At 62.1% G+C, this 26,712-nt stretch carries 23 protein-coding genes; 16 read left to right on the top strand and 7 right to left on the bottom strand.

Going from position 1 to position 26,712, the window contains the following annotated elements; all coding sequences use genetic code 11:
* The first annotated feature begins 261 nt into the window (after window positions 1–261).
* From V1283_RS30365 to V1283_RS30345, 5 genes are all read left to right on the top strand, one after another.
* Window positions 262–759, top strand: a complete 498-nt coding sequence (locus V1283_RS30365; protein WP_334390293.1) for an acyl-CoA thioesterase — start codon at window positions 262–264, stop codon at window positions 757–759.
* Between the two features lie 67 nt (window positions 760–826).
* A complete protein-coding gene (locus tag V1283_RS30360; protein ID WP_334390292.1) occupies window positions 827–1,081 on the top strand; it encodes a DUF3551 domain-containing protein in 255 nt (84 codons plus the stop codon).
* Between the two features lie 102 nt (window positions 1,082–1,183).
* Window positions 1,184–2,824: a phosphoglucomutase (alpha-D-glucose-1,6-bisphosphate-dependent) gene (pgm, locus tag V1283_RS30355; RefSeq protein ID WP_334390291.1), complete on the top strand. Its 1,641-nt coding sequence runs from the start codon at window positions 1,184–1,186 to the stop codon at window positions 2,822–2,824.
* 237 nt (window positions 2,825–3,061) lie between these two features.
* Entirely contained in the window at window positions 3,062–3,418 is a 357-nt protein-coding gene (locus tag V1283_RS30350; RefSeq protein WP_334390289.1) for a hypothetical protein, read from the top strand.
* 59 nt (window positions 3,419–3,477) lie between these two features.
* On the top strand, window positions 3,478–3,927 hold the full coding sequence (locus tag V1283_RS30345) for a helix-turn-helix domain-containing protein (RefSeq protein WP_334390288.1): 450 nt from the start codon (window positions 3,478–3,480) through the stop codon (window positions 3,925–3,927).
* 57 nt (window positions 3,928–3,984) lie between these two features.
* Here the strand turns inward: V1283_RS30345 and V1283_RS30340 are convergent, their stop codons facing one another.
* A complete protein-coding gene (locus V1283_RS30340; RefSeq protein WP_334390287.1) occupies window positions 3,985–4,539 on the bottom strand; it encodes a hypothetical protein in 555 nt (184 codons plus the stop codon).
* 68 nt (window positions 4,540–4,607) lie between these two features.
* Here V1283_RS30340 and V1283_RS30335 point away from each other — a divergent pair, with 68 nt between their 5' ends.
* From V1283_RS30335 to V1283_RS30325, 3 genes are read left to right on the top strand one after another with little or no spacing between them, the layout of a single operon-like run.
* A complete protein-coding gene (locus V1283_RS30335; protein WP_334390286.1) occupies window positions 4,608–5,036 on the top strand; it encodes a hypothetical protein in 429 nt (142 codons plus the stop codon).
* The gene (locus V1283_RS30330; protein ID WP_334393229.1) at window positions 4,939–5,970 is read left to right on the top strand and encodes a YcaO-like family protein; all 1,032 of its coding nucleotides are present in this window, start codon (window positions 4,939–4,941) and stop codon (window positions 5,968–5,970) included. Before V1283_RS30335 ends, V1283_RS30330 begins: the two co-directional genes overlap by 98 nt.
* A 40-nt stretch (window positions 5,971–6,010) precedes the next feature.
* A complete protein-coding gene (locus tag V1283_RS30325; protein ID WP_334390285.1) occupies window positions 6,011–8,119 on the top strand; it encodes a BTAD domain-containing putative transcriptional regulator in 2,109 nt (702 codons plus the stop codon).
* Between the two features lie 18 nt (window positions 8,120–8,137).
* Here the strand turns inward: V1283_RS30325 and V1283_RS30320 are convergent, their stop codons facing one another.
* Together V1283_RS30320 and V1283_RS30315 are read right to left on the bottom strand one after the other, a co-directional pair.
* Window positions 8,138–8,551 carry a hypothetical protein gene (locus tag V1283_RS30320; RefSeq protein ID WP_214491786.1) on the bottom strand — a complete coding sequence of 138 codons (414 nt, stop codon included), beginning with the start codon at window positions 8,549–8,551 and terminating at the stop codon, window positions 8,138–8,140.
* A 42-nt stretch (window positions 8,552–8,593) separates the two neighbouring features.
* Window positions 8,594–10,345, bottom strand: coding sequence for a hypothetical protein (locus V1283_RS30315; protein WP_334390283.1), 1,752 nt, complete (start codon window positions 10,343–10,345; stop codon window positions 8,594–8,596).
* A 208-nt stretch (window positions 10,346–10,553) separates the two neighbouring features.
* Between V1283_RS30315 and V1283_RS30310 the strand changes: the two genes are divergently transcribed.
* The 3 genes from V1283_RS30310 (at window position 10,554) to V1283_RS30300 (ending at window position 16,864) form a co-directional block, all read left to right on the top strand.
* Window positions 10,554–13,199: a M1 family metallopeptidase gene (locus V1283_RS30310; protein WP_334390282.1), complete on the top strand. Its 2,646-nt coding sequence runs from the start codon at window positions 10,554–10,556 to the stop codon at window positions 13,197–13,199.
* 240 nt (window positions 13,200–13,439) lie between these two features.
* A complete protein-coding gene (locus tag V1283_RS30305; protein ID WP_334390281.1) occupies window positions 13,440–14,315 on the top strand; it encodes a dihydrodipicolinate synthase family protein in 876 nt (291 codons plus the stop codon).
* A gap of 221 nt (window positions 14,316–14,536) precedes the next feature.
* The gene (locus tag V1283_RS30300) at window positions 14,537–16,864 is read left to right on the top strand and encodes a xanthine dehydrogenase family protein molybdopterin-binding subunit (RefSeq protein ID WP_334390280.1); all 2,328 of its coding nucleotides are present in this window, start codon (window positions 14,537–14,539) and stop codon (window positions 16,862–16,864) included.
* A gap of 94 nt (window positions 16,865–16,958) precedes the next feature.
* Here the strand turns inward: V1283_RS30300 and V1283_RS30295 are convergent, their stop codons facing one another.
* From V1283_RS30295 to V1283_RS30285, 3 genes are read right to left on the bottom strand one after another with little or no spacing between them, the layout of a single operon-like run.
* Complete coding sequence (locus tag V1283_RS30295; protein WP_334390278.1) at window positions 16,959–18,155, bottom strand: acyl-CoA dehydrogenase family protein; 1,197 nt, start codon at window positions 18,153–18,155, stop codon at window positions 16,959–16,961.
* Between the two features lie 14 nt (window positions 18,156–18,169).
* Window positions 18,170–19,318 carry an acyl-CoA dehydrogenase family protein gene (locus tag V1283_RS30290; protein WP_334390277.1) on the bottom strand — a complete coding sequence of 383 codons (1,149 nt, stop codon included), beginning with the start codon at window positions 19,316–19,318 and terminating at the stop codon, window positions 18,170–18,172.
* A 19-nt stretch (window positions 19,319–19,337) separates the two neighbouring features.
* A complete protein-coding gene (locus tag V1283_RS30285) occupies window positions 19,338–20,186 on the bottom strand; it encodes an enoyl-CoA hydratase (RefSeq protein ID WP_334390276.1) in 849 nt (282 codons plus the stop codon).
* A gap of 153 nt (window positions 20,187–20,339) precedes the next feature.
* On the opposite strand from V1283_RS30285, the gene V1283_RS30280 reads away from it, so the two are divergent.
* Genes V1283_RS30280 through V1283_RS30270 form a run of 3 tightly spaced genes read left to right on the top strand, consistent with a single transcriptional unit; the run spans window position 20,340 to window position 22,341 of the window.
* Window positions 20,340–20,948, top strand: a complete 609-nt coding sequence (locus V1283_RS30280) for a LemA family protein (protein ID WP_334390275.1) — start codon at window positions 20,340–20,342, stop codon at window positions 20,946–20,948.
* Window positions 20,949–20,969: 21 nt separating this feature from the next.
* Complete coding sequence (locus tag V1283_RS30275; RefSeq protein WP_334390273.1) at window positions 20,970–21,842, top strand: TPM domain-containing protein; 873 nt, start codon at window positions 20,970–20,972, stop codon at window positions 21,840–21,842.
* A 1-nt stretch (window position 21,843) separates the two neighbouring features.
* A complete protein-coding gene (locus V1283_RS30270) occupies window positions 21,844–22,341 on the top strand; it encodes a TPM domain-containing protein (RefSeq protein ID WP_334390272.1) in 498 nt (165 codons plus the stop codon).
* Between the two features lie 280 nt (window positions 22,342–22,621).
* Here the strand turns inward: V1283_RS30270 and V1283_RS30265 are convergent, their stop codons facing one another.
* Window positions 22,622–25,783: an AAA family ATPase gene (locus V1283_RS30265; protein WP_334390271.1), complete on the bottom strand. Its 3,162-nt coding sequence runs from the start codon at window positions 25,781–25,783 to the stop codon at window positions 22,622–22,624.
* 228 nt (window positions 25,784–26,011) lie between these two features.
* Between V1283_RS30265 and V1283_RS30260 the strand changes: the two genes are divergently transcribed.
* Together V1283_RS30260 and V1283_RS30255 are read left to right on the top strand one after the other, a co-directional pair.
* Window positions 26,012–26,287 (top strand): hypothetical protein, encoded by a 276-nt coding sequence (locus V1283_RS30260; RefSeq protein WP_334390270.1) that lies wholly within the window; start codon window positions 26,012–26,014, stop codon window positions 26,285–26,287.
* A gap of 94 nt (window positions 26,288–26,381) precedes the next feature.
* On the top strand, window positions 26,382–26,687 hold the full coding sequence (locus V1283_RS30255) for a hypothetical protein (RefSeq protein ID WP_334390269.1): 306 nt from the start codon (window positions 26,382–26,384) through the stop codon (window positions 26,685–26,687).
* The last annotated feature ends 25 nt before the right edge of the window (window positions 26,688–26,712 follow it).

Below are 26,712 nucleotides of genomic sequence, written 5' to 3'. Positions count from 1 at the left end.
GAGATCTGAACGGTCCCGCTCCCGGGTTCGGTTGCTCGAAGCGCCCACGACCGTAGTAGAGGATATCGTGGCGGGGCAAGCGAGGCGGGTCCTGTCCATACAAGAAACAGCGTAAAATCTCCAAAAAATGCGACCCGGCGCCTCAATGCGGAATCGCCCATCGGGCGGAACATGGCGTATGGAGGACTTCAACGCTCGACTTTGCACGCCGGCCCGGCTATAAAATAATACTTTATGCCTAAACTAAAATGAGCCCCCTGTATGGCCCGTTTTGATTCCATGACACTCTCCGGGTTGCCGAGCGGCGTCTGGCGCACGCGCCTCCGCATACGCTTCGGCTCCTGCGATCCGGCCGGAATCGTCTACACGCCGGAATATCTCAACCTGTTCAACGGTGTGATCGAGGACTGGTACGGCGATGCGCTGGGATTGCCCTATCATGAGCTGGTCGGAACACGGCGGACCGGCCTCGGCTACGCGCACGTCTCGGCGGATTTCGCCAAGCCCAGCAGCATGGGGGACGTTCTCGACGTCGCAGTCATCGTGCGCGATATCGGACGCACCTCGGTGAAGCTCACGGTTCACGCGTTCAGGGATGGCGCCGAATGCGTACGCGCCACCTTCGTGACGGTGACGACCTCGCTGGTGGATCACAAATCGATGATGTTGCCCGACGACATGCGTTGCGCGTTGAAGAATTATCAGGCGAGTTGCGATGAGCCGATGTCGGAATTCGTCCAAACGGCGGGCGCATGCTAAGCTCTCTTCCGGGGTTGGAAGCAATCAAGCTCCATTGGCTTGTCCGACTGTCCCGAAGGAGTTCCCAATGCGCGTATTGGCTTGCACAATTTTGACGACCGGAACGGTGCTGGTCGCCGCGCCCGCGCGCGCCCAGACCTATGATCCAAACTACCCGGTTTGCCTGCAGACCTACGGCATTGACGGCGGTTATATCGACTGCAGCTTTACATCACTGGCGCAGTGCGCGGCGTCCGCGTCGGGCCGCGCGGCACAGTGCCTGAACAATCCGTATTTCGCGCAGGGCGGCAGGAAACTGCCTCGGCAACGCGGCGTTTACTAGTGAAGGCTGCGTCGGGCTCGCTTCGGAGGCATCATGCCCAATTTTGCCCACGCCGTCGCTTCTACGTATAATCCGGCGAACCACCTATTCCCGTGAGGTCATGTGACTGCCCCCAATCCCGCTGCCGGCAAACCGGTCGATCCCGCCTCCCTTGTCAACGTGCCGCAGTTGGTGACGGCCTATTTCGCGTCGAAACCGGATCCGTCCGATCCCACCCAGCGCGTCGCCTTCGGAACCTCGGGGCATCGCGGGACATCGCTGAAGAACTCGTTCAACGAAAATCATATCCTGGCGACGACGCAGGCGATCTGCGATCACCGCCGCGAGACGGGACTGACCGGTCCGCTGTTCGTCGGCATCGATACCCATGCGCTCGCCGAGCCGGCGTTGGCTAGCGCGGTGGAAGTGTTTGCCGCCAACGGGGTCGATATCATGATCGACGAGCGCGGCGGCTACACCCCGACGCCCGTCATCTCGCATGCGATCCTGAGCTACAACAGGGGCCGAACCAGCGGACTTGCTGATGGCGTTGTCATCACGCCGTCGCACAATCCGCCCGAGGATGGCGGGTACAAATATAACCCGCCGCATGGCGGCCCGGCCGACACCGACGTGACGGCCAAGGTCGAAAAGGCCGCCAACGCCTACATGGAAGCCGGTATGAAGGGCGTTGCGCGGATGCCGTATGAGCGCGCCCGCAAGGCGCCCTCGACGCATTTGCACGACTACATCACCCCCTATGTCGCCGATCTCGGCAATGCCGTGGACATGGCGCTGATCAAGTCATCGGGCGTGAAAATCGGCATCGATCCGCTCGGCGGCGCGGCGGTTCACTACTGGGCGCCGCTGATCGAGCGTTATGGAATCGATGCGACCATCGTCAACAACGCCGTCGATCCGACGTTCCGTTTCATGACGGCGGATTGGGATGGAAAAATCCGCATGGACTGCTCCTCGCCGTTCGCGATGGCGAGCCTGATCGCGATGCGCGACAGATTCGACGTTGCCTTTGCCAATGACACCGACGCCGATCGGCACGGTATCGTGACGCGCACGGGCGGCCTGATGAATCCGAACCATTTTCTTGCGGCTGCGATCGCCTATCTGTTCGGGCACCGGCCGCAATGGAGCAAGGAGGCCGCGATCGGCAAGACCATCGTCTCCAGTTCGATCATCGACCGTGTCGCAGGTAAGCTGAACCGCAGGCTGGTCGAAACCCCGGTCGGCTTCAAATGGTTCGTCGAGGGCCTCGGCACCGGCGCGTTCGGATTCGCCGGCGAGGAAAGCGCCGGCGCATCGTTTCTCAAGCGCGACGGCTCGGTCTGGACGACCGACAAGGACGGCATGGTAATGGGGCTGCTCGCCGCCGAAATCCTCGGCCGAACCGGCCGCGATCCAAGCCAGTTGTTTGCCACCCTCACGGCCGAACTAGGCGTGCCCTACTACGAGCGGATCGACGTGCCGGCAACGCCAAAACAAAAGAGCGCGCTGAAGGCGCTCGGGCCGGAGCAACTCGACATGCGCCAGCTTGCCGGTGAACCGGTCAGCGCGATTCGGACCCGGGCGCCGGGTAACGATCAATCGTTCGGCGGCATCAAGGTCGAGTCGGAGGCGGGATGGTTTGCCGCGCGGCCATCGGGCACCGAAGACGTCTACAAGATCTACGCCGAGAGTTTCCGGGACCAGGACCATCTGAAGACAATTCAGCAGGACGCCCAGCGCGCCATCGCGAAGGCCTTCTGATTTTCGCGGTGAGGCGGTTGAGGCAACGGGAATCGCCGGCCGCTCATTTGCACGACGAAAGAATGTTGCGCCAGGCTGCGCCCAACTGCACCAGTTCGGAACACCCCAACCAGATGGGAACCGCGGAATCGAATTTCGGGCGTCGCCGCGCTTGCGATCACGCTGAAATCACGAAGGCCGCCGCAATGTTAAACTCGGGAGCTAGCTGCCAGAAAGCCGTCCGGATGCGGAGGGCCTGTGAGCTATCACGAGGTACCGGGGGATGAAATGAGTGCGGAATCGGTCGTCTACTATCTGAATCGCGTGCCTGAGAGCGATCCGAATGACCAAACCGAATGGCTTTTGACGGCATTGGGTCAATATACCGGCGCGGAACTGCGTGAACTGCTCTATGTCGCGGAAGAACCGGGATTTTTTGAATTGATGCGCGGGCTCTTTGCGCTTTCGGACGAAAACCGTGCCGTCCTGCAGCAATTTCTCGAAACCGGTCGCCCGGCGGCCATGAAGGCGGCGATCGACCCGAATGGCCGGCTGACGATTGACCACGTTAATGTCGAGCAGCGCGTAAAACTGCTCCCTGTGATCGCAAATTAGTGTCCTGAGCTCCCTGAGGTTGTGCTAAGGTTCCAGCTTGAACAGTTGGGAGCCTGCCCATGGCGACGAGGAAGTCTGGCCCGCTCGATGCGATGGTGGGTGCCAGGATTCGTATGTTGCGGGTCAACCGCGGCATCAGCCAAACCACACTCGCGGAACGCATCGGCGTTACCTTTCAACAGGTGCAGAAATACGAGCGAGGCGCCAACCGGGTTGGCGCGAGCCGGTTGGCGCAAATCGCCTCCGTGCTGGACGTTTCGGTTGGCGAGTTTTTCGAATCTTCCCGGCCTGGACCTCGCAGCTTGAATTCGCCGGTTCACCTGCTCGCCGAGCCGGGCGCCTTGCGCGTTCTCAAGGCCTATGCGCGAACGCCCAGTCCGCGCGTCCGGTCTTGCATCGCGAAGCTGGTTGAAAGCATCGCCGATCGAACTTCCGGGACCAAGGCTACGGTTGCGCGTCTGAATACTGTCGATCTTGATGAGCGGCGGAAGTTTCCCTCGCGAGGATAGTCTTCCGCAGCAAGACAGGCGGCAATCTCGTGGTGCTCCGCAATTCGGCTGGGGGCGTCAGCCGGTCGCGCGCATCGCTAGCCGCTCCGGCGGTCTGCTGCTGGGAATGAACTCGCCGATCCAGTCACGGCGCGTCGCTTCGATATGCCAGGACATTGCCTCGGCCGAATAGGGGGCCGGATCAGGAATGTCCTTGCGGATCTCCTTGCCGTCGAGCCAGCCGCAGCTGTGCGAGTAGCGCGCCTTGCAGACGAGATGGATATCGCCGTGGTCCTGCAGCAGCACGTAGCCATCGGCGGGAAAAAATGTACCGGCAAGCTCGATCGCACCAGGCAACTGGCGCACCAACAGGAATGTGCTGGTGGATTGCGATTCCGATTCGGAAACCAGCACGCCGACGAGGCTGTGGATCGGCGCGATCACCTGCGGTGCAACCAGAGCGAGTGGCTCCGTGACCGGGCCGGCCGTCGCGATCGAGAGATATTCGCCCTCCGGTCCCCAACGGCAGGCGATCAGCCACTCGCGGCTACGGCTACGAATCAAGGTCGGCTTGGCATAGTCTGAACGGGCAATATCTGCTGCCATGGCTATGACTAAGGCTTTCGCGAGCATAAATTCCTCCAGGGCGAGGGCGGGTTGGCCTCTCGTCCGCAGTCTGCCCGTCAAGTCGTGAGGTCACCGTGAGCGGTACCGAAAATTCGATGCAGGAATTGTTTGAACGGGCGGCATCGTTGCTTCTTGGCAACGAAGTGGATGCCGCCGGCGATCACGATGCCAGACTTATTTTGCACGCGCTGGAATATGCCTCAGAATCCAGCAACCGGATTGATTCGGAGACCGCGAATCGCGCGCATTTGCTTATCGCTGCTTCCCGATTCGCGCGGGTGTTCGAACTGGCCTCAGCCGATGCGCCCGGCCTGTTCAGCTTTGGTGCGCAATTCGATCCGGCGCTTGCCGATTCCTTGCATGACGGAAGCCCGATGGTCGGCGTTTCCGCGCGTCGGTCTGACGTTGCGGGATGCATTTCAGGGCTGTATCGGCGAGGGGATCGAGTATCTCTCTCAATTGCAGGCCGGGACCGACCTGTTGCTCAAGGCAGGCGTCGATGACTGGGCCGGAAAGCTCGGTCCGATGGCGCTGGAGCTGGTCGCTGCCGTTTCGGAACGCCGCATGCAACCGGAGCGGGTGCTTTCATGGTGTCGTACAACGAGGCTGGCCGATGGCGGCGAAGTGTGGCTTCCGGCCGACATCTGTCTGCGGCGTCCGCCGGCGCAGCGTGACTTCGCGCCGCCATTCCCCTTGAGCATCGGATCGGCCGCCGGTCCATCACGGGATGCCGCAGCACTGCACGGCCTGCTGGAATTGATCGAGCGCGATGCGGCGAGCCTGTGGTGGCGGGGCGGTCAACTGGCCCGATCGATTCCGCCGCGGCATGAAGCCGGCATCGTGGCGGAAGGTTTGTTGCGGCAGCTCCGGCACGGCGCATCGGTGCAGCGCCGGACGTGGCTGCTCGATATCACGACGGATATCGGCGTGCCCTGCGTCGCGGCCGTCTCGTGCCGGGCCGACGGTTCCGGTTTTGCCGTCGGCCTTGCCGCGCGGCCGGCGCTTGAGGCCGCGGTCCGCTCGGCGATTCTGGAAATGTGTCAGCTCGAACTGGCCGACGCCGTCGTTATGGCCAAACGGAGCGAGCGCGGCGATGACGCGCTCAACGCCCAGGATCGCACCCACCTGCAGCGCGCGGCGATCGATGCCGATCAGTGCAGACTGTTGCAGCCGGTCGCGGAGTACGCGGTCCATCTTCCCCTGTGCGCAACTGAAGCGAGCGTCATATTAGGGTTGATCGTACAGCGTTTGGAAAAACTGGGAATCGAGACATTTTGCCTTGATCTCACGCGCCAGCGCTTCGCCGTTCCGGTGGTCCGCATGATTGCCCCGGGCCTGCAACTGGAGCCATCCGAAATCGTCACGGCCAGGCTGCAGGATGCCATTGCGCGAACCGGAGGCGGCACAACCTATACCGGGGGTGTTCCTTTGATATAGACTGGCCGGAAATAACCAACCGGTTCCGGAAACCCGTTGCATGCCGGCCAGCGTAAACGCCATCACAGCAGACAACGCGACGGCGGCGCCTGAAAGCGCTCCGCGTCTGTCGGTGTCGCTGGTCGGGCGGCTCGGCGTGCGGTTCAACGGCCGGCCGATCGAACTGCGAACCCGCAAGGCTGGCGCGGTCCTTAGTTACCTTGCGCTGTCGGAGGCGAAGCACGAGAGCCGCGAACGGCTGGTCGGCCTGCTCTGGAGTCGTTCGGACGAGGAAAAGGCGCGTGCCTCGCTGCGCCAGGTCGTTCGCGAACTGCGGTCGATGTTGGAGGAGGCCGGATATGACGGCTTCGTCGCGGAGCGGCTGCTGATCGGCATCGACGTCGGACGAATTGAAGTCGACATTGAAAGCGTGATTCAACTCGCTGAAGTTGGGCGCGTGCACCCGTTGCTGCTCGATACGCCGCAGCTCGACGGGCGGCTGCTCGAAGGAATGGACGATCTCGATCCGTCGTTCCGGGTCTGGGTGCTGGCCAAGCGGCAGACCATCCATGAACGGCTGATGCGAAATCTCGAGGAAGGTCTGACCTCCGCAAGCGTTCCCGCCGACTCCAGAAAAAGAATAGCGGCCGCGATCGTCAATCTCGATCCGACCCATGAATATGCCTGCCGCTATCTGATGCGGGCGCATGCGGAACATGGCGACACGGCCGGTGCGTTGCGCATCTACAAGGCGCTGTGGGATCTCTTGGATCGCGACTATGCCATGGAGCCGTCATCGGCCACCGAGGAGCTCGTCGCGAACATCAAGCTCGGCGTTCTGGAGAGCACGCCGGCCGATCGGGCCGCGTCGGCGGCGAATGATGAATTCGCTGTCAGGATGATCAGGGGGACTGCTCTCCAGCCGGTGGCCCCGATGTCGCTGTCGGTCAAGGCATCGGCCAGGACGTGCCTGGTGCTGCTGCCCTTTGCGATGCATGGCGTCGACGAGGACCACAGCCATCTGGTGCAGGGGTTCTCCCAGCATCTCGCCGCCTGTCTCGTGCGCTTCCGCGAATGGAGCGTGGTCGATCGTCCGCCCGCGACCGTAGTGCTTCCCGCCTCCGGCACGGCGCCGCAATACTGCATTGAAACCACCGCCTACCAGGCGGGCGCCGAAATCAATATTGTGATGGTGCTGCGGGACGATACCACCGGAATTTACGTCTGGAGCGAAAGCTTCCGGCTCGGCCTTGGCAACTGGTTCGAAACGCAGCAACGCATCATCCGCCGGATCGCGACCTCGCTCAACGTTCAATTGTCGACCGAGCGGCTGATGCGGCTGGCGGGCGAGCCCGACGTTTCGCTCGATCTTCACGACCGCTGGCTGCGCGGCCAAAATCTCATCGCGAAGTTCGACAAGGAAAGCTGGCAGCGGGCGGTCGTGATCTTTCGCGACTCGATCCGGGAAAATCCTGCTTTCTCGCCGTTCTACAGCAGCCTTGTGCAGATGAACAACATCGAGCATCTCGTGCATCCCGGGGTGCTTCGCAACCTCGACAAGGCAAAGGCGACCCTTGAACTGGCGAAAACCGCCGTTGAACTCGATCCGGTCGATTCCAGGGCGCATCTCTGTTGCGGCTGGTCCTATACGTTTGCGTTGCGCGAGGCCGAGGCGGCGCCGCACATGGACCTCGCTTGCGAGCTGAACGACAACGATCCGTGGACGCTGCTGTCCAGCGCTCACTATTGCGCTTTCTGCGGCTCGATCGAACAAGCTCAGCTACGCGCCAGCCAATCGCTTGCCCTTTCGCTGGCGCCCTCACGCCTTGAATGGGGCTATCACTGCATCATTCGCTGCCTGTGCGGCGACTATGCGGGCGCCATAGAGGCCTGCGACCGCGCCTACAATGTCATTCAGACGCTGCCCGCATGGCGTGCGGCCGCGCTGTTCGAACTGGGGCAGCCCGAGTTGGCGCGCGAGGAAACGCAGCGATTTCTGAACGGTATTCGCTCGTTTTGGGTTGGACCAGATGCGCCGACCGACGTGGCCATCACACGCTGGCTCCTGCAAGCGCACCCCATCAACATCAGGGCACGGTGGGAAACCCTGCGCCGCAGCCTGCGCGGCGCCGGGTTTCCGGTCGAAGGCATTGGGCCATTGTACTGGTGACAAGACCGCTGGTGGATTTCAGGCGCAGGCGCTGATGGTGTAGTCGCCGATACGTTCGGCATGCACCCTGAACTTCTCGCTCTCCGGGATCACGGGATCCATACCGTTGAACAGGCGCTTGTAGAACGGCGGAAGCGGATAGGTAGCTCCGGGCTGGTTGAGCAGCGCCTCGGAATCCTCGATCATCACCTTCGGCGGCAACTTTACCGTGATCGTGTCCTGTTCCTGCTTCACGAACGTGATGTGCTTGAAGCGATCCGGCACGGTGGCGAATACCTGTGCCTTGGCGAGCTGCTCCTTGAACTCGTCCATCGTCTCCGGCAGCGGATAGACGTTGTCGTCGTCGAGGTAGTTCGTGCCGGTCGCCCAGGTCTTCACCAGCTTGCCCCAACGCTCATGGTTGGTCACCTGTAGCCTTTCGATCCTCTGCATGCTCTTGCTCCTCCGGGTTTGGTGAGACGGAACAATTCCGCTTCACAGAAATGCAGGCACGGCCTGCTGTAGTTCGGCAATTTCGGTGGTGAACTTCACCAACTGCGTCATGGTTGAGATGTCGGGAATTTCCTGGAAAAAATTCGCCGGATAGTATTCGCGAGACAAATCGGCAAGCTGGCTCGCGAGCGCGTCGCCGTTGGATGAACGCGGATCGCCGGCAAGCGCGCCGAAAATCACTTCCGATACGATGATCGAGCCGAGCGGTCCAAGGCGCTGGCCCTCCGCCTGCGGTTGCTGCATCGCTTCGAACAGGATGAAGAAGGGCAACGGCGGATCGTTCGAAAGAGCTTCGATGTCTTCGGCCGTCAGCGCGCCATACGCCGGTGCGGCGGCCAGCCAATCGCGGAGCTGGCTGACGCGATAGGCGCGGTCGGCAAGCAAGCGTGACATGGCGATGAACTGCGGTTTCCGGGTCGCGATCTCGGCAATCAGCGCGTCCACCGACCACATGCCGGCGATCCCGGCGCCGAGCAGATCACGGTAGAGCAGGCCAACCCGCTCGGTCTCGTCGAACGCCGGAAAGATCTGATCGTTGCCCAACCCGTCGCTGAGATACGGTCCGATGCGCCGGCTGAAGTTCGGCTTGTTTTCATTGATCTCGAAGAAGCGCGACCACTGCACCATCCAGGTTTCATCGAGCGGCATGTTGACCGGATCGTTTGCGGAAGTCTTTTCAAGCGTGCTGTAGAGGTCCTGAATCGACAGATCATTGATGCAGTATTCGTGTCGCACCATGGCGTGACCGAAGCGAAACGCGCCGTGCGAGAACTCGAGCGGAATTTCCCAGTCGCCGATCGCAAGACCCTGGCTGGCTTCATCAGGCCGATCGATGAAGTGCGGAGCCGGCCCGCTATAGGCCGCATAGATCGCCGGGTGAATGACCCGCCGCATCAGATCGTTGCGGAGAATGTTGTGGTAGATCAGCGTGACGGCCTCGCGGGCGCACAGGAAGCGCTTGTAGGCGGCGCCGAACTGGCCGTTCGGCCCGCTATTGCGTTCCTGCCGGCGTATGAGATCGATCAGGGCGTTGTGCAGCAGCGCGAACAGCGCAGTCAGCTGCGACATCACGGCGTGATCGTCATTCCGCGGGTCGGCGACCAGGGCTTCGGTAAGGGCAACCCGGACGCCTGCAATGCTGCGGTCGATCCCCGTCACATTCTCGGCCCGGGTCCGTGCGATGTCGCGAAACGGGCAGCCGGTCACGGGTTCGTTCTCTTTCCAGCGCATTCGCCCGAGCCGCAGCTTGGTGCGCCGGTCGTCACTCGGCGCGTCGAGCGCGTAGATATGCGGCGATCCGACAGGACCGCTTCCGAACAGGGTTTCCAGCCGAAGCGGCGCACGGCGTGCATTGGCAGTGCCGGCGTCCAGGCTCCCCGAAACTGAAAGCGGGATCGCCGAATGGACCAGATCGTGCGCCACAAATTGCAGCAGATAGGTGTAACCTGAGGGGATCAGGGGGTTTTCCCAGTGCTCCGCCGATCCACTGCGGTGGGGCGGCCAGTGTACTTCGGCATCCATCCGGCGCGACAGGCGATGCATCAGCGCCCGAAGTTTCGGCAGATGTTCAGGTGAAGTGAGCGGGTCGATCCCGAACGCGCGGAAGCGCTGCGATGGATTTGGAGCGCCAAGGAAGTGACGAAAACCGGGAGCTGCTGTTGCTCGAGCAGAGTCGCGCGTATTGAACTCGGAAGTCCGGAACGAGGATGCGTCGGCGATCTTCTGCATAGCCATCAAAACTGCTCTCGCGTTTGGCCAATGCGGCGAGATTGGGAAAGAAGTCGTGAAATAATCGTGAGTTAAATCGTTAGAACCTGTGAACATCTGTGGACATCTTTGGGTCTTTCTAGCGGCCGCTCACGTCTGTTTCACGATCGACGACGTGGCGGTATGATTTGTCCTTGTAGCGGCGACTGCGACAGGAGCGCGTGTGAAGCTTATCGTGACGGCACCCTTGGCGCGATGTTTTGCCGCAATGCTCGCGTTGATGCTTGTTGTTTCAGCCGCCGTGCGCGCGGAGCCGGTTTTCTCGTTCGACGCCACGCCGGGCAAGCTGTCGAAGACAGTCGTTCCGATCAACTATTCAATCGAGCTGAGACCTGACGCCGAGAGGCTCGCGCTTCCGGGCGTCGAAGTGATCGACATCGAGGTGCGCGAACCGACGGCGCGGCTGACGCTCAACGCCGTCAACACGACGTTTGCTTCCGTTACCGCTGACGATAGCGTCGAGCGCGCCGACGTCACGATCGATGACGCGGCCGAGACGGCGATGTTCACATTCGCGCAGCCGCTCGCAGCTGGCGCGCACCGGCTGCGCATCGAGTTTACGGCGCGGATCAACAAGTTCGACCGCGGTTTCTTCTTCGTCGATTATCCGACCGATGGCGGTATGAAGCGGCTGTTGACGAGCAAGCTCGAACCATCGGATGCACGGCGGATATTCCCGTGCTGGGACGAGCCGGCCTTCAAGGCGAGTTTCGCCTTGACCGTGCGGGTGCCGCGCCATTTCCTCGCGGTCGGCAACATGCCGATCGTGCGCGAAGAGCCGCTCGAGCCGAACCTGAAGAACGTCAGCTTCGCGCCCACGCCAAAAATGTCGACCTACCTGTTCGTGCTGACGGTGGGCGAACTGGAGCGCATCACCGCGGAGGCGGAAGGCGTGACGATCGGTGTCGTCGCCACCACCGGCAAGGCCGCGAAGGGGCAATTCGCGCTCGACAGCGCGGTAAAACTGCTCGCCTGGTTCAACGACTATTTCGGGGTCAAATATCCGCTGCCCAAGCTCGACCTGATCGCGGTGCCCGGCGGCTTCGGCGGCGCGATGGAGAACTGGGGCGGCATCACCTTCTTCGAGAGCCGGCTCTTGTTCGATCCCGCAACGAACCCGGACAGCGCGCGGCGCGGCATCTTCGGCATCATCGCGCATGAAATGGCGCATCAATGGTTCGGCGATCTCGTCACCATGGCGTGGTGGGACAATCTCTGGCTCAACGAGGGCTTTGCGACCTGGATGGCGACGAAGGCTGCGGAGCAGTTTTATCCGCAATGGCAAAGCTGGCTGAACGGTTACGGCCAGAAGCAGTTCGCCATGGCGCTCGACGCCCGGCGCACGTCGCACCCGATCCAGCAGCCGATCGCCAACGAGAGCGAGGCGATGATCGCGTTCGACGCCATTACCTACAACAAGGGGCAGGCGCTGATCCGAATGCTGGAAAACTACCTCGGCGAAGCGGCGTTCCGCGACGGCATCCGCGCCTACATGGCCGTGCATGCCTATGGCAACACCACCACGGCCGATCTCTGGCGGGCGCTGGAGCGCGCGGGCCACAAGCCCGTGACCGACATCGCGGCGTCCTTTACCGAACAGGACGGTGTGCCGCTGATATCAGCCGAAACCGCCTGCAACGGCGATGCGCAGCGGCTGACGTTGCGGCAGGGCCGCTTCGTGATCGCGCCGGCGCGGGCGGCGGCCTTGCCGCCGCGCAACTGGCAAATACCGGTCGGGGTCGGGAAGGCAGGCATCGCGCCATCGGCCGATGTCGTGCTGCTGCGGGGCTCGACCGAAGTTTCGGCCGGATCCTGCGGCGAGGCGATCAAGGTCAATCTCGGCGACATCGGCTACTACCGGGTTGAGTACGGTCCGGCGAGCATGGCCGCGCTGGCGAAGGCGCTGCCGCAGATGTCGCCGGCAGACCGCGTCAATTTCCTCGCCGATGGCTGGGCGATGGTGCAGGCCGGCCGCGCCGAGCCGTCATCCTACCTCGCTTTGGTCGAGAATGTCGGCGTCGATGACGGCCGTCCGGTCTGGGATCAGATCATCACGGTATTCTCCGCGCTCAACCGTTTGTCGCGCGATCGGCCCGAGCGCCCGGCGCTGCAGCGCTATATCAGCGCCAGATTGCGCACCGTTTTCGACCGGCTCGGCTGGGACGGCAGCGGCTCGGGCGATGACGACAACACCCTGCTGCGCGGCAGCCTGATCTGGACACTCGGCGAACTCGGCGACGAAGCGATCATTGCGGAGGCGAAGCGGCGATTCGCCGGTTTCCTCAGTGATCCGCAATCGCTGCCGGCGGCGTTGCGCGATTCCGTCACCCATGTCGTCGGGATCGCGGCGGATCGCGCGACCTACGACACGCTGTTGACGCTGGCGCGCAAGAGCACCGTCACCAATGAACGGCTGCGCTATTACTATGCAGCAGCCGCCACGCGCGATCCGGCGCTGGCGCGCGCCACGCTGGACCTGACCCTGACTGATGAAGTGCCGGGCACGATCGTCACCGGCCTGATCGGCACAGTCGCTTCCTCCGGGGAGCAGCCTGATCTGGCCTGGGACTTTCTGCAGAAGAACTACGATGCGCTGTTCGCAAAGCAGGGGCCGCAATTCCGCGACCAGTTCATCGCCAACTTCATGACGAATTTCAGCGACGAGCGCCATGCCGCCGAACTCGCAGCCTTCGCGCCGGTTCAGGCGACTTCAGGCGGCCGCGTGACGGCGGCCCGGGCGCAGGAAGTGATTGCGATTTCCGCCGACCTCAAAACCCGCGCGCTGCCGGCGGTCGATGCCTGGATCAGGGCGCGCAAGTGATAGCGCAGCAGGATAGGTATTGAATGCAAACTGCAGCGCTTAAGGGTTAATAACCCAGTATTTGTCGCCACCGCGGCGCCGCTCGGTTAACTCTCGGAGCGTTCTCACCATCGGCCAACCGCAAGGCTGTATCTTCAATAAACTTCAAGTCGTGCGAGCCGCGCCGAAATCTAATGCGCGGTATTGTGGTACGCCCATGGCGAACCTAGCGAATTCCTACCGCTTGAGGCATTTCCTTCCATGGCTGATTTCCACGGCGTCTTCCCCTATCTGGTCTCGCCCATCGATGCGTCGGGCCAGATCCGCACGGAGGTGCTGGGCCGGCTCTGCGACGACCTCATCAAGGCGGGCGTGCATGGGTTGACGCCGCTCGGTTCGACTGGCGAGTTCGCTTATCTCGACCAGGCGCAGCGCGCGACAGTCGTACAAACGACCATCGAAGCCGCCAACGGCCGCGTGCCTGTGATCGCCGGCGTCGCCTCGACGTCGACAGCGGATGCGGTGACGCAGGCGAGGGCGTATCAAAAACGCGGCGCCGACGGCATTCTCGCGATCATGGAGGCGTATTTCCCGGTCGCCGACGCGCAGGTCGAATCCTATTTCCGCGCCATCGCCGATGCCGTCGATATTCCCGTCGTGATCTACACCAACCCGCAATTCCAGCGCTCCGATCTGACGCTCGATGTGATCGCGCGGCTCGCGACCCATCCGCGCATCGGCTACATCAAGGACGCCTCGACCAATACCGGCCGGCTGCTGTCGATCATGAACCGCTGCGGCGACAGCATCAAAGTATTCTCCGCATCCGCCCACATCCCGGCGGCGGTCATGCTGATCGGCGGGCTGGGCTGGATGGCCGGTCCGGCCTGCATCATCCCGCGGCAGAGCGTCGAACTCTATAACCTCTGCAAGGCGGCGCGCTGGGATGAGGCGATGGCACTGCAACGCAGGCTGTGGCGCATCAATGAAGCCTTTGCGCGCTTCAACCTGGCCGCCTGCATCAAGGCAGGCCTCGACATTCAGGGCTACGCGGTCGGCGATCCCGTCCCGCCGCAGGCCCCGCTGACGGCCGAGCAGCGCAAGGTCGTCGAACAAGCATTGCTGGACCTCGGGTAGCTGGCTTGCGAGTTGCATATCACTCGTCATTCCGGGGCGCGCTTTAGCGCGAACCCCAGATGCGCAATTGCGCATCGGGGAATCTCGAGATTCCCCGGGGTGCAATTGCACCCTGAGGTCTGGTCCTTCGGACCATCCCGGAATGACGACAGTTGGTTGTCTCGGCCCAAAAAACCGCTAAAACCCCGCCCAATCCGACAAGAAGCTCGAAGGACAAACTGATGAACATTCTTCCCGGCAATATGCGTTTTGGGGCGGGCCAGCCGGTCAAGCGTTTGGAAGACCAGAGACTGCTCACCGGGAAGGGACAGTTCATCGACGACAAGCCGGAGGAGGGCGCGCTGTGGCTTTACGTGCTGCGCTCGCCTCATGCCCACGCCAGGATCAAGTCGATCGACACCAAGGCCGCGCTTGATATGGCCGGGGTGGAGGCCGTCTATACCGGTGCGGATTTGGTGAACGACGATATCGGCACCCTTCCGACGCTCGCGATCTTCAAGCGGCCGGACGGCAAACCGATGACGGTGCCGCCGCGGCGGCTACTTGCGCATGAAGTCGTGCGCTATGCCGGCGAGGCGGTGGCGGCGGTGGTGGCGACATCGCGGGTGCTGGCGCAGACGGCGGCCGAGGCGATCGAAATCGACTACGAGGTGCTGCCCTCGGTGGTCGATCCCATCGAGGCAGTGAAGCCCGGCGCACCCGCGGTGTGGCCCGAGGCGCCCGACAACGTCGTGGCCGCCATGAGCTATGGCGACGCCGCCAAGGTCGAAGAAGCGTTTGCAAACGCAGCGCATAAGGTCTCGCTCGATCTGGTGAGCCAGCGGCTGGTGCCCTCGGCAATGGAGCCGCGTTCGACGATTGCCGAGATCGAGAAGAAGACCGGGCGGCTGATCCTGCATGTGCAGTCGCAAACCCCCGGCTCGACCCGGGACCTGCTCGCGGAATCCATCCTGAAGCGGCCAAAGGACAGCGTCCGCGTGCTGGTCGGCGATATCGGCGGCGGCTTCGGCCAGAAGACGAACCTCTATCCCGAAGACGGCATCGTCGCTTACGCCGCGACCAGACTGAACAGGAAGATCCGCTGGCGCGGCGACCGCACCGACGAGTTCGTCGGCGGCACCCATGGCCGCGATCTCACCTCGACCGGCGAATTCGCGCTCGACGCCAAAGGCCGCGTGCTCGCCTATCGCGTGCGCTCGATCGGCGGCACCGGAGCATACTCGTCCGGGACCGCGAATATCATCCCGTTGGTGCTCGGGCCGTTCGTGCAAACCGGCGTCTATGTTCTGCCGTTGGTGCATTTCGAAGTGAAGTCGGTGATGACCAACACCGCGCCGGTCGGCGCCTATCGCGGCGCGGGGCGCCCCGAGGCGGTGTTCATCGTCGAGCGGCTGATGGATGCCGCCGCGCGGCAGATCGGCATGGACCCGCGCACCATCCGCAAGGTGAACTACATCAAGCCCGCGCAACTGCCTTACACCAACGCCGTCGGGCAGGTGTACGATTCCGGCGCCTTTGCGCACATGCTGTCGCGCGCCTCGGAGCTTTCGGATTGGGACGGCTTTGCCGCGCGCAAGAAGGCAGCGAGGAAGAAGGGCCTGCTCTACGGGCGCGGGCTCACCAGCTACATCGAATGGACCGGCGGGCGCGCGCACACCGAAAAGGTCAGCCTGCATGCCACGGCAGAAGGCCGCATCATCCTGCATTCCGGCACCATGGCGATGGGGCAGGGTCTGCAGACTACCTACACGCAAATGGTATCCGATACGCTCGGCATTGCCATGGACAAGATCGACGTGGTGCAGGGCGACACGGATCTGGCCACCGGTTTCGGCAGCGTCGGCTCGCGCTCGCTGTTCGTCGGCGGCACGGCGGTCGCGGTTTCGAGCAATGACATGATCAACAAGGCGCGCGAGAAGGCCTCGAACGTCCTGGAGACGTCGGTCGAGGATATCGAATATCGCGATGGCTGGCTCAGTGTGGTCGGCACCGACAGGCGCATCAGCCTGTTCGAGATCGCGAAGAAGGAAGACGGCGCGCGGCTTAGTGTCGATTCCGAAGGCGAGGTCGATGGCCCGAGCTGGCCGAATGGCGCGCATATCTGCGAGGTCGAGATCGATCCCGAAACCGGCATCACGCGGGTGGTGCGCTACACCACGGTCGACGACGTCGGCATCGCCGTCAACCCCATGCTGGTGACCGGTCAGGTGCATGGCGGAGTCGCCCAGGGCATCGGGCAGGCGCTCTATGAAGGCGTTGCCTACAGCGAGGAAGGGCAACTGCTGACCGCGAGCTACCAGGACTACTGCGTGCCGCGTGCCGACGATATTCCGCCGATTGCCGTGACGCTGGATGATTCCGCGCCCTGCCGCACCAATCCGCTCGGCGCCAAGGGCTGCGGCGAGTCCGGCGCGATCGGCGGACCGCCCTGCATCACTAATGGCGTGATGGATGCCTTGAGCGAACTCGGCATCAAGCAGCTCAACACGCCACTGACGCCGGCGAAGATCTGGCAGGCGATCAGGGATGCGAAGGCGGGGGGACTATAGATGCTGTCGTTCCGGGGCGATGCGCAGCATCGAACCCGGAACCTCGAGATTCCGGGTTCGCGCTTCGCGCGCCCCGGAATGACGGTGGAGAGAGCTACAACCCCAGCACCATCTTCGCCACGATCTCCCGCTGGATCTCCGACGAGCCGCCGAAGATCGTGTACGCGCGGCCGTTGAGATATTCCGGCACGACGGGAAGCATCTCCTCGGGAATTCCCGGCGTCTCGTTGAGCCGGTAGAGCGGCCGCACCGGCTCGACATAGAGGCCGTCATTGCCGATCACCTCGACGCCGAGCCGCGTCACGGCTTGTCGGATTTCGCTGACGCGCAGTTTCAGCAGCGACGACACGGCGCCGGGATTTTGTCCGGTCTGCAGCGCCGAAAGCACGCGCAATTCCGTCATCTCCAGCGTGTCGATATCGACCTCGATCTCGGACATCCGCACCGCGATATCGGGATCGTCGATGGCGCGGCCGGTAGTGTCGGATTCGGCAAGATCGGAAATCGTCTTCAGCGCGTCGCGCAATTTGGCTGAGGCGATTCCGGCGCCCCGCTCGAATTCGAGCAGATATTTGCCGTAGGTCCAGCCCTTGCCTTCCTCGCCGACCCTGTTGGCGACGGGGACGCGGACGTCGTCGAAGAACACCTGGTTGACCTCGTGGTCGCCGCCGATGGTCAGGATCGGCCGCGTGGTGATGCCCGGGCTCTTCATGTCGATCAGGATGAAGGAGATGCCGTCCTGCTGCCGCTCGGTCTCGTTGGTGCGCACCAGCGCGAACATGCGGTTGGCGTGATGGGCATGCGTGGTCCAGATCTTGGTGCCGTTGATGATGTAGTCGTCGCCGTCGCGCACCGCGCGGGTTTTCAGCGAGGAGAGGTCGGAGCCGGAGCCCGGTTCGGAATAGCCCTGGCACCAGTAGTCCTCGCCGGAGAGAATTCGCGGCAGGTAAAAGTTCTTCTGTTCGGGCGAGCCGAAGCCGATGATGACGGGGCCGACCATCTTGACGCCCATCACATTCACGTTCGGCACGCCGGCGCGGGCGCATTCGGCCTCGAAAATCCAGCGCTGCGCTGGCGTCCAGTGGGGTCCGCCATGGTCGACTGGCCAGCCCGGCGCGCCCCAGCCTTTCCTGTGCAGCGCGCGCTGCCAGGCCATGCCGATGTCAGGATCGGAGAACACCGAGGGCGTCAGCGCGGTGGCGCGTTTCATCTCGGGCGTGAGGTTCGCCGCGATGAAGTCGCGCACCTCTTTCTCGAAGGCGCGCTCTTCGGCATTGAAGGTGAGATCCATGGATAGCGCTCCTTTCAGGCCTGAATGGCACGGCCGCCGAGGGCGGCGTGACGGCGGTAATGATGGGCGCTGCCGCCAAACAACGTGTCGAAGGCGAGCAGCCGCTTGAAATAGGAGCCGATGTCGAGCTCCTCGGTAACGCCCATCGCGCCGTGAAGCTGGACCGACTGTTCTGCGACAAAGCGCGCGCACTTGCCGATCTTGGCTTTCGCTCCCGACGCAGCGCGACTGCGCGCGACGGGCTCGGCATCGGCCATCAACGCTGCGCGCAACGCCATCGAGCGCGCCTCGTCGCATTGCATCGCCATGTCGGCCAGCCGATGCCGGATCACCTGATTGGCGGACAGCGGGCGCCCGAACTGCTTTCGAATTTTGGTGTATTCCAGCGTCTGGTCGAGCAGCGTTTGCATGATGCCGACGGCCTCGGCGCCAAGTGCGGCCATCGCGCGATCGACTACGGCTTCGATCGCCGGCAGCGCGTCGCCGCCGTCGCCGAGCAGGGCGTCGGTGGGAAGATGCACATCCCGGAGTTCGAGATTGCAGGCCCGGCCGCCGCCAAGCCGCGGAAAGTCGCGCGAGGTGATGCCGCGCGTGCCTTGCGGCACCAGGAACAGGCAGAGCTTGCCAGCTTTGCCTGAGCCGTCATCGACACGGGCCGAGACGATGATCTGTCCTGCGGCGTGGCCGTCGAGCACGGCGGTCTTGTCTCCATCGAGACGCCAACCGTCAGGCGTCTTCTTCGCCGTGGTTCTGACGTCGGCGAGATCGAAGCGCGCCTGACGTTCCGAATGCGCGAATGCCAGAACCAGCGATCCATCGGCGATATCAGGCAGCAATGCCTGCTTCTGCGTCTCCGTGCCGCATTCCGCGACTAACGACGCGCCGATCACGACCGTGGAAAGATAGGGCTCAGAGACGAGGCCGCGCCCGAACGCTTCCATCAGGATGCCAACCTCGATGGCGCCGCCGCCGAGCCCGCCATTGGCCTCAGTGATCGGCAGCGCCAGCCAGCCAAGATCGGCGAACTGCTTCCAGATTTTGGTGCTGAAGCCGAGCGGATCGTTGGCGGTCCGACGGCGGTGATCGGCGGTATAGGTCTCGCTGACGAAGCGGTCGACACTTTCGCGCAGCAATCGCTGCTCGTCGCTTGGGGTAAGGTCCATCTGATCTACTTTTCTTGTTCTATTTTGCCTGTGTCGGTTTCCGGACGGAGGGGTGCAGGCCTGCGGGGTCCACGATCATTCCGAATTCCTGAAGGTTATGCGCGTGGCAGAGCTGATGCAGCGCGAACGCCTGCTCGATCGCCGCCGGTTGCCCCATCACGTCGACGGAGCGATTGACGGCTTCCTTTGTCAGTTTCAGCGCGAACGAAGGTTTCGCTGCGATTCTTTCGGCGAGCTTCATCACGAAGGAGGAAAGTTCTGGCCTCGGCACGACATGGTTGACCATGCCGAGCCGGTGCGCTTCTTCCGCGCTCCAGACGTCGGCGGTGAACAGCAGTTCCTTGGCCTTGCGAGGGCCGAGCTCCCAGGGATGTACGAACCATTCGACACCGCAGACGCCCATGGTCACCACGGGGTCGCAGAACTCCGCATCATGGCTTGCGACAATGAGGTCGCAGGCCCACGCCAGCATCAGGCCGCCGGCGATGCACTTGCCGTGCACTTCCGCGATCGTGGGTTTCGCCAGATTGCGCCAGCGCCGTGTGATCTGCAGATAGATTTCCTGCTCGCGCGCAAAGCGGCCGTGTGCGTTGGGTTCGGCGAACCCGCCCCAATTTCCGACCGGCGGAAAATCCACGCCCGCGGTATTCTTTGCCCCGGGACGCAGGTCATGTCCTGACGAAAAATGCGGGCCGCTGCCGGCGAGGATGATGACCTTGACCTCGTCGTCCTGTACGGCCTGGTCGAAGGCAGCGTTGAGGTCGTAGGTCATCTGCAGGTTCTGCGCGTTGCGCGCCTCGGGCCGGTTCATCACGATCCGCGCGATGCGCGGCTCCGGCCGCTCCACGACGATGGTCTCGAACTCCATGGCGCCCTCGCGTTTCCCTTATTGTTGGCGGCCATGTTGTTATTTCGGCAAATGATACGCAAGTGGCATCGCCTGCAAAATCTGGGCTCGCGGCTGCATACCGGATGCAACCAATCTGCTATGTTGGCGTTCGTTTTTCTTTGGGAGAGTGCGATGCGCAGATTATGGACCGTGCTGGCGACGCTGTCGTGCCTGAGCTTGACCAATTGCGGTTACAACGCGATCCAGACCAATGACGAACAGGTCAAGGCGAACTGGTCGGAAGTGGTCAACCAGTATCAGCGCCGTGCTGACCTGGTGCCCAACCTCGTCAATTCCGTGAAGGGTTTTGCGCAGCAGGAAAAGGACGTGCTGCTCGGCGTCACCAATGCTCGCGCCAAGGTCGGCAGCATCCAGGCGACGCCGGAGGTGCTGAACGATCCCGCCGCGTTCCAGAAATTCCAGGCCGCCCAGGGCGAACTGTCGAGCGCGCTGTCGCGGTTGCTGGTGGTGACCGAAAACTATCCGCAGCTCAAATCGGATGCGCTGTTTCGCGATCTGATGTCGCAGCTCGAAGGCACCGAGAACCGCATCACCGTGGCGCGCAACCGCTACATCAAGGCGGTGCAGGACTATAATGTCGGCATTCGCACCTTCCCGAACAATCTGACCGCGATGATGTTCGGCTACAAGGACAAGCCGAATTTCTCGGTCGAGAACGAGAAGGAAATCTCGACGGCGCCGAAGGTCGATTTCAACCCGACGCCGGCGCCCGCGAAGTAGCGGCTGAAAAGACGATCCGCGATGAACGCTGCAAGAGCCTCCCTTCTTGGGCTGCTGCTGTGCTGGGCTGGTGCGGCGCTGGCGCTCGTCGCGGTGCCGCCGCTGAGCGGACGGGTGGTCGATCAGACCGGCACGCTCACGGCGGCAGACGTCGCATCGCTGACGCAGACGCTGAGGGATCTCGAGACACGCAAGGGCAGCCAGGTCGCAGTGCTGATCGTGCCGACGACCGACGGCGAGGCCATCGAGCAGTACGCGCTCCGGGTCGCGGAGGCCTGGAAGATCGGCCGCAAGAAGATCGACGACGGTGCGCTGCTCGTCATCGCCAAGAACGACCGCCGCTTGCGGATCGAGGTTGGTTATGGCCTCGAAGGCGCGCTGACCGACGCCACCACCAAGCGCATCATCGACGAAGACATCACGCCGAAGTTCAAGACGGGCGATTTTGCCGGTGGCGTTTCTGCCGGGACCGACCGGATGGTCCGGGTCATCAATGGCGAGAAATTGCCGGAGCCGGAGCCGCCGCATTGGCAAGACACCGGTTTTTTCAACTCCATCGACCCGTTCAATCCGTTCGTGCTCGCCTTCGTGTTCCTTGTCGGCGGCGCCCTGAGGGCGGCGCTCGGCCGGCTGGTCGGCTCGGCTGCGACCGGCGGCTTCGTTGGAATTTTGGCATGGCTCGTCGTCGGCAGCCTCGGCGTGGCGGCGATCGTCGGCGTGCTCGCTTTCCTCATTTCCGCGTTCATCGATCTGATGCCCTCGGGCGGCAGCCGCGGCACACGTGGCGGCTGGTCGAGTGGGGGGAGCAGCGGTAGCAGCAGTGGCAGTTCGGGCGGCGGCTTCAGTGGCGGCGGCGGCAGCTTTGGCGGCGGCGGCGCATCGGGGAGCTGGTAGCATGAGCATCAAGCGCGTCGGCAAGCATCTCCTCGAACACCGCTGGCGGCTGCGGCGGATCTTTCCGCCACAAGCGCTGGCGAGGATCGAGCAGGCGATCAAGTCAGGCGAAGCCACCCATTCTGGACAGGTCCGTTTTGTGGTCGAAGGCGCGCTCGATGGTGCGCCGCTGTTTCGCAATCAGCCGGCGCGGGGGCGGGCGTTGGATATTTTTTCGCAATTGCGGATCTGGGACACCGTCCACAACAACGGCGTCTTGATCTACCTGCTGCTGGCCGACCACGACTTCGAGATCGTTGCCGACCGTGGCATCGATGCCAGGGTCGGCAACGCCGGCTGGGAAAAAATCTGCGTCGAGATGGAGAGGCAGTTCAGGGCCGGAAATTTTGAAGGCGGCGTGATCAAGGGAATCGAGGCGGTGTCGCGCGAGTTGGCGACGCACTTTCCGGCGCAGGAGCCAGGGCCGAATGAGCTACCGGATGCGCCGGTGGTGATGTAGATCGCCACCACCGCCGTAAACCAATGGATAGTCGGCTCCATCCGTTTTGATAGCATGAGCCTAACCTCGGTACGGCTCGGCAATACCTACGCGCAATGGCATCAGCCGTCTCTGGGTGCTACTGGTCAAAATAGTTCTGGTAACCGCAATGCAAAGCAACGGAACCGGACCCACGAGCCGGCAGTTGCAAGACAAGGTCGGCGGCGTAACGCCCGTCGGCCTTTCTCTTTGGGGCAAAGTCTACCAGGCGGCTGTCAGACGACGAGATCGATCACGCCGTTCAAGTCGTCAGAGCGTTCAACACGGAGCTGTGCAAGGCATCGTCGGGCTCAAAGTTTCGCGCAAGAGTTCGCATCACCGTCTCAAAACGGATCCGATAAGTGGTAGCATCGTCCGCTTCGCCGATACATTCGAATATCTTCGCGGCGCCGAGATAAACTCGCCATGCAGCGAGAGGAAAGTTGGCATTGTCAACGATCGACAAAGCGCGCGACAAGTGTTCCCGAGCTTCGTTCCGATCGCCGGTAGCAAAAGCGATCCGCGCCAACAGACCATGGGCGAGCGCGAGATGGTTCTGATCGGGTGCCGGGGCGGCGTAGTCGCGCAGCTGGATCGCCCATCTTCTCGCCTGATCAAATTCGGCAATCTGCAGGCAATATTCTCCCAAACAGTGATAAAGCTGCGTGGATATTGTAAAATCCAGCGGAATGCCGTCTTGTTCGAGGCGGCGCTGAACGTCATTAAACTGTTTGCTTGCTCCCTGCGGGTCGCGCAGTCCCACGAAAGCTTTCGCCAGGACCGCTCGCTGGAAGAAATAAGCAAACTGGTTTTCGTTGAGAGTGTTCTCGTCGACGCCTTCGCAGAGGGCGCGGGCTCCATCAAAATCCATTGCTTCGACGTGCAACCATGCGAGTGTCAGTCGACATAATCCGCTGGCCTGTTCATTTCCGTTTTTTCTCGCAAATTCCAGGGCGGTTGTGGTTTCGCGCTGCAAATCCCGCCACTCGCCCAGATGAAGCAGCGCGGTGGATTCCAGCACATTGAAAAGGACAAAGACGTAAACATCCCCGGCTTCGCTGGCCAATCGCTTTCCATGCGTCGCCGAGCGTCGACACTCTCGGTACCGCGAGCGCCAACAGTCAAGAATTCCCTCGATTCCATAACGCCTGATCAACGTGCCGTGGTCCTGCGCGCCCGCACTCAATTCCATTGCTCGCATGCAACGAGCGGCGTCCTGTTCGTGCCAACCCTTGAGATACAGGTTGATGCTGGCACTGCTGCCTTGTACCATCGCCTTGAAGGTATCGTCCTCCAGGGCTTGGCTTTTAATCAGCACATCTTCGGCCGCCTGAAGGCAGAGGCGTCGATCTGCGTGCAAGCAGAACCGGCTAACGGCAACAAGGCCAGCGACCTCCTGTCGAAGTTCGCCGGCGTGTCCAGCGCAGACAATCATCTCCTTGAGATCACGGACAGAGCCGGCGAGATCGCCGCTTGAGCGAAGCGCAAGGCTGCGATGTCGCAACACGGAGATGCGCAGCCTGAACTTGTCCGGCGCATCAAGGCGATCGAGGATACTAAGACCACGCGTTAGATAGCTGGCGGCTTCCGCGTGGCCGAGGCGCTTCGCGGAACTCTCTGCCGCCTGTCCGAGGTAGCGCAAGGCGCTCGGAAAATCCCGGCCCTGTTCGAAATGGAGCGCGAGCACCGGCGCGATTTCCGAGGTGAGATCGCCATATGCCTGTTCCAGCCTCTTGCCCAGACGCCTGTGCGTTTGCACGCGCTGTCCCGGCGCGAGATGCTGATAAACGACGTTTTGATACAGGATATGCCGGAAGGCATATGATCCCGAGTACGTGCCATCCGGCCATTCGGACACACCCGACGGCACCAGCGTGTGATCTTTGCGGGTCAACGCTTCCAGCTCACGCTCAACCTCGACGGCATCGCGTGACAAGCCGGCTGCCACCAGGGCAGCGGAAAAATCTCCGCCTGCCACGCTGGCGACTTCGAGAAGACGCCGTTCATCCTCCGTGAGGCGGCCTACCTGATAATTGATCATATTCAGCAAGTCGGTCGGTACGCCATCGTGCGGAATCACCGCTTCCGATGGCAGGCGCCAGGCACCGTCAGTTTCGACGATCACTCGCTGATCGATGAAAAACTTGATCAACGATGCGATGAACAGCGGCTGTCCCTGCGTTCGCTCGAACACGGGTTCAGACAATGCGGACGCCACTGCATCATCGCGGAACCGCAGTGCGAGATGTCGCTCGACCTCCATTCGAGACAATCGATCGAGGCGCAACTCGCCGCAGCGTTCATGTATCTCCAGATCCTGGTGCAGACGCCGAATGGGATGTTGGCCGATGATGCTATCTGCCGGCCGATAGGAACCGAGGATCAGCACCGAGGCCTTACTGTCCCCTCGTGCAAAGCGGGAGAGCGCGTCCAGCGTTGCCAAGTCGCTCCAATGCAGATCTTCGAGAACGATTGCCCATGGACGATCGGCGGTCAGTGCTTCCACGAGATCGCAAAATTCGCGGAGCATGCGCTCGCGGGTCGCCCCAAATACTTCGCGCTGAAACGCGGCGCGCTCCGTCGCACCAATCGAACCTGGTATCTGCAGCATCCAGGTTGGCGCGTGGGCGCGAATAGCTGTCTGCAGTTCTGCTCCGTCCGTGCTGCGACATCGTGTCACCAGCGCGTCGATTAAGGGCAGGAACGCTTCATCGGTTCCGAACCTCTCGGTGCAGCGCCCGCACAGCAAATCGACGCCCTGCTGCGACAGCCGGTCCACCGCCATCTGGAGAAAGGCCGTTTTGCCGATCCCGGCTTCCCCGGTGACAAACGCAATCTGTCTTTGGCCGGTCAGCATGCGCTGTGTCATCCGGTCCAGCATATCGAGCGGGGCGGCGCGCCCAACCATGTGGTGCGTGCGTGAATCGGTGAGCGCAGGCGGCGTCGGCAGGCTTTTTTTATCGTTTGCGAGTTTGGACGAGGGTAGCTGTGAAGACGATTGGGCTGCCCGTGGTTCATCCGACGTCGGTGGGTCTTTATCTCCGGATCGTACGGCGATACCGACGAAACGATAGCCGCGCCGAGGCAAAGTCTCGATCCAGGACCTCCCTCCAGGGACCAACGCCAACGCACGCCGCAACGCAGCAACCTGAACTGTGAGATTGCTGTCCTCTACGGCTAAACCCTGCCAGGCAAATTCGATGAGGTCTTCCTTGCTGACCAATTGACCCGATCGCTCCACCAGCATCAGAAGAATTGAAACAGCCCGCTCACCCAGGGGCAGGGGGGTACCGTCATGAATCAGGATGCGCGCAACTGGGTCCAGCACAAGCGACCCCATCCGCCACTCAAGGTTAGCGGCGCGGACGGGGGGCGCTTCGTCATGCGGATGAGGAAAATTGGGCTCCGATCGCTCGACGACCATGGATGCCTGCCCGTCAATCAAAATAATATATTGGAAGTCAACTCCTTCATCTGGATGAAGTCAACGCGATAACAAGGACTTCGCTCCGTTCGATCGCTCGCTGCGGTCCGCTCAATTCGGAGACATTTTGCAACCTTTTCGGGAGTGCTTCAGGACATTGGGCCGTTGCGGAGCGCACGTTGGCGGTCAGCATTACTCGTTGTCCAGCAACCAGAGGAGGCTCCAGCCATGATCAGCGAGATCGATCTGGTCGGATACGCAGCCCCGATGATGGTGCTCTTGATGACCAGGGAGATGATCTTGCGCACACTCGACCTGCTCAGCCACGTAGCGGTTGTCATCATCAGCATCGCAATGTGCCTACTGCCCGTCTTGTTGCCGCATTTGATGCTCTTGCAGATGAGCGCCCTACGGCTGTGGGATATGCTGACAGGCACCTCCGGGGCCGCGTCATCACAACATGCCAATGGATCTCCCGATCGCTCCCGCGTGGTCCGAAGCTAGGCTTGGTGGGAGCGACCTCCAATAGAGAGTCACCCATTGTTGGATTCTTAGTGGCAGCGCCAAACAGAGTGGCTTCGTCAGCAAGGAGGCGAAAATGACAAAGCTTCGAATTGATGCGAGCAAAGCAGAACGAATAATAACGCAGATGTTGCGCGACGATCAGGGTCTATGTGCAGCCGATGCAGCCGCGGTGGCTGCGAGAATTTGTCGGCGGCTTGCGACGGCGATGCCGGCGAGCCCGTCATTGGATTGCTGTCGGATCATTTCGAGAGAGCCTCCAGATGCTGATGAGTTCGCGATTGCAGTGGCAGAAAAGCTCAATGAGAAGAGTGAGCGTTGGAACGCGAGTGAACTTTGGGAGCTTGTCTACAATCAAGGTCGCCATCTTCGGATGAACTAGAGCTCGCGCGGTAGCGCCTTCGCAA

The organism is Bradyrhizobium sp. AZCC 2262 (assembly GCF_036924535.1).
Lineage (GTDB): Bacteria > Pseudomonadota > Alphaproteobacteria > Rhizobiales > Xanthobacteraceae > Bradyrhizobium.
The sequence above is the reverse complement of the archived record's forward strand: the minus strand, read 5'-3'. Positions and strand labels throughout refer to the sequence as shown.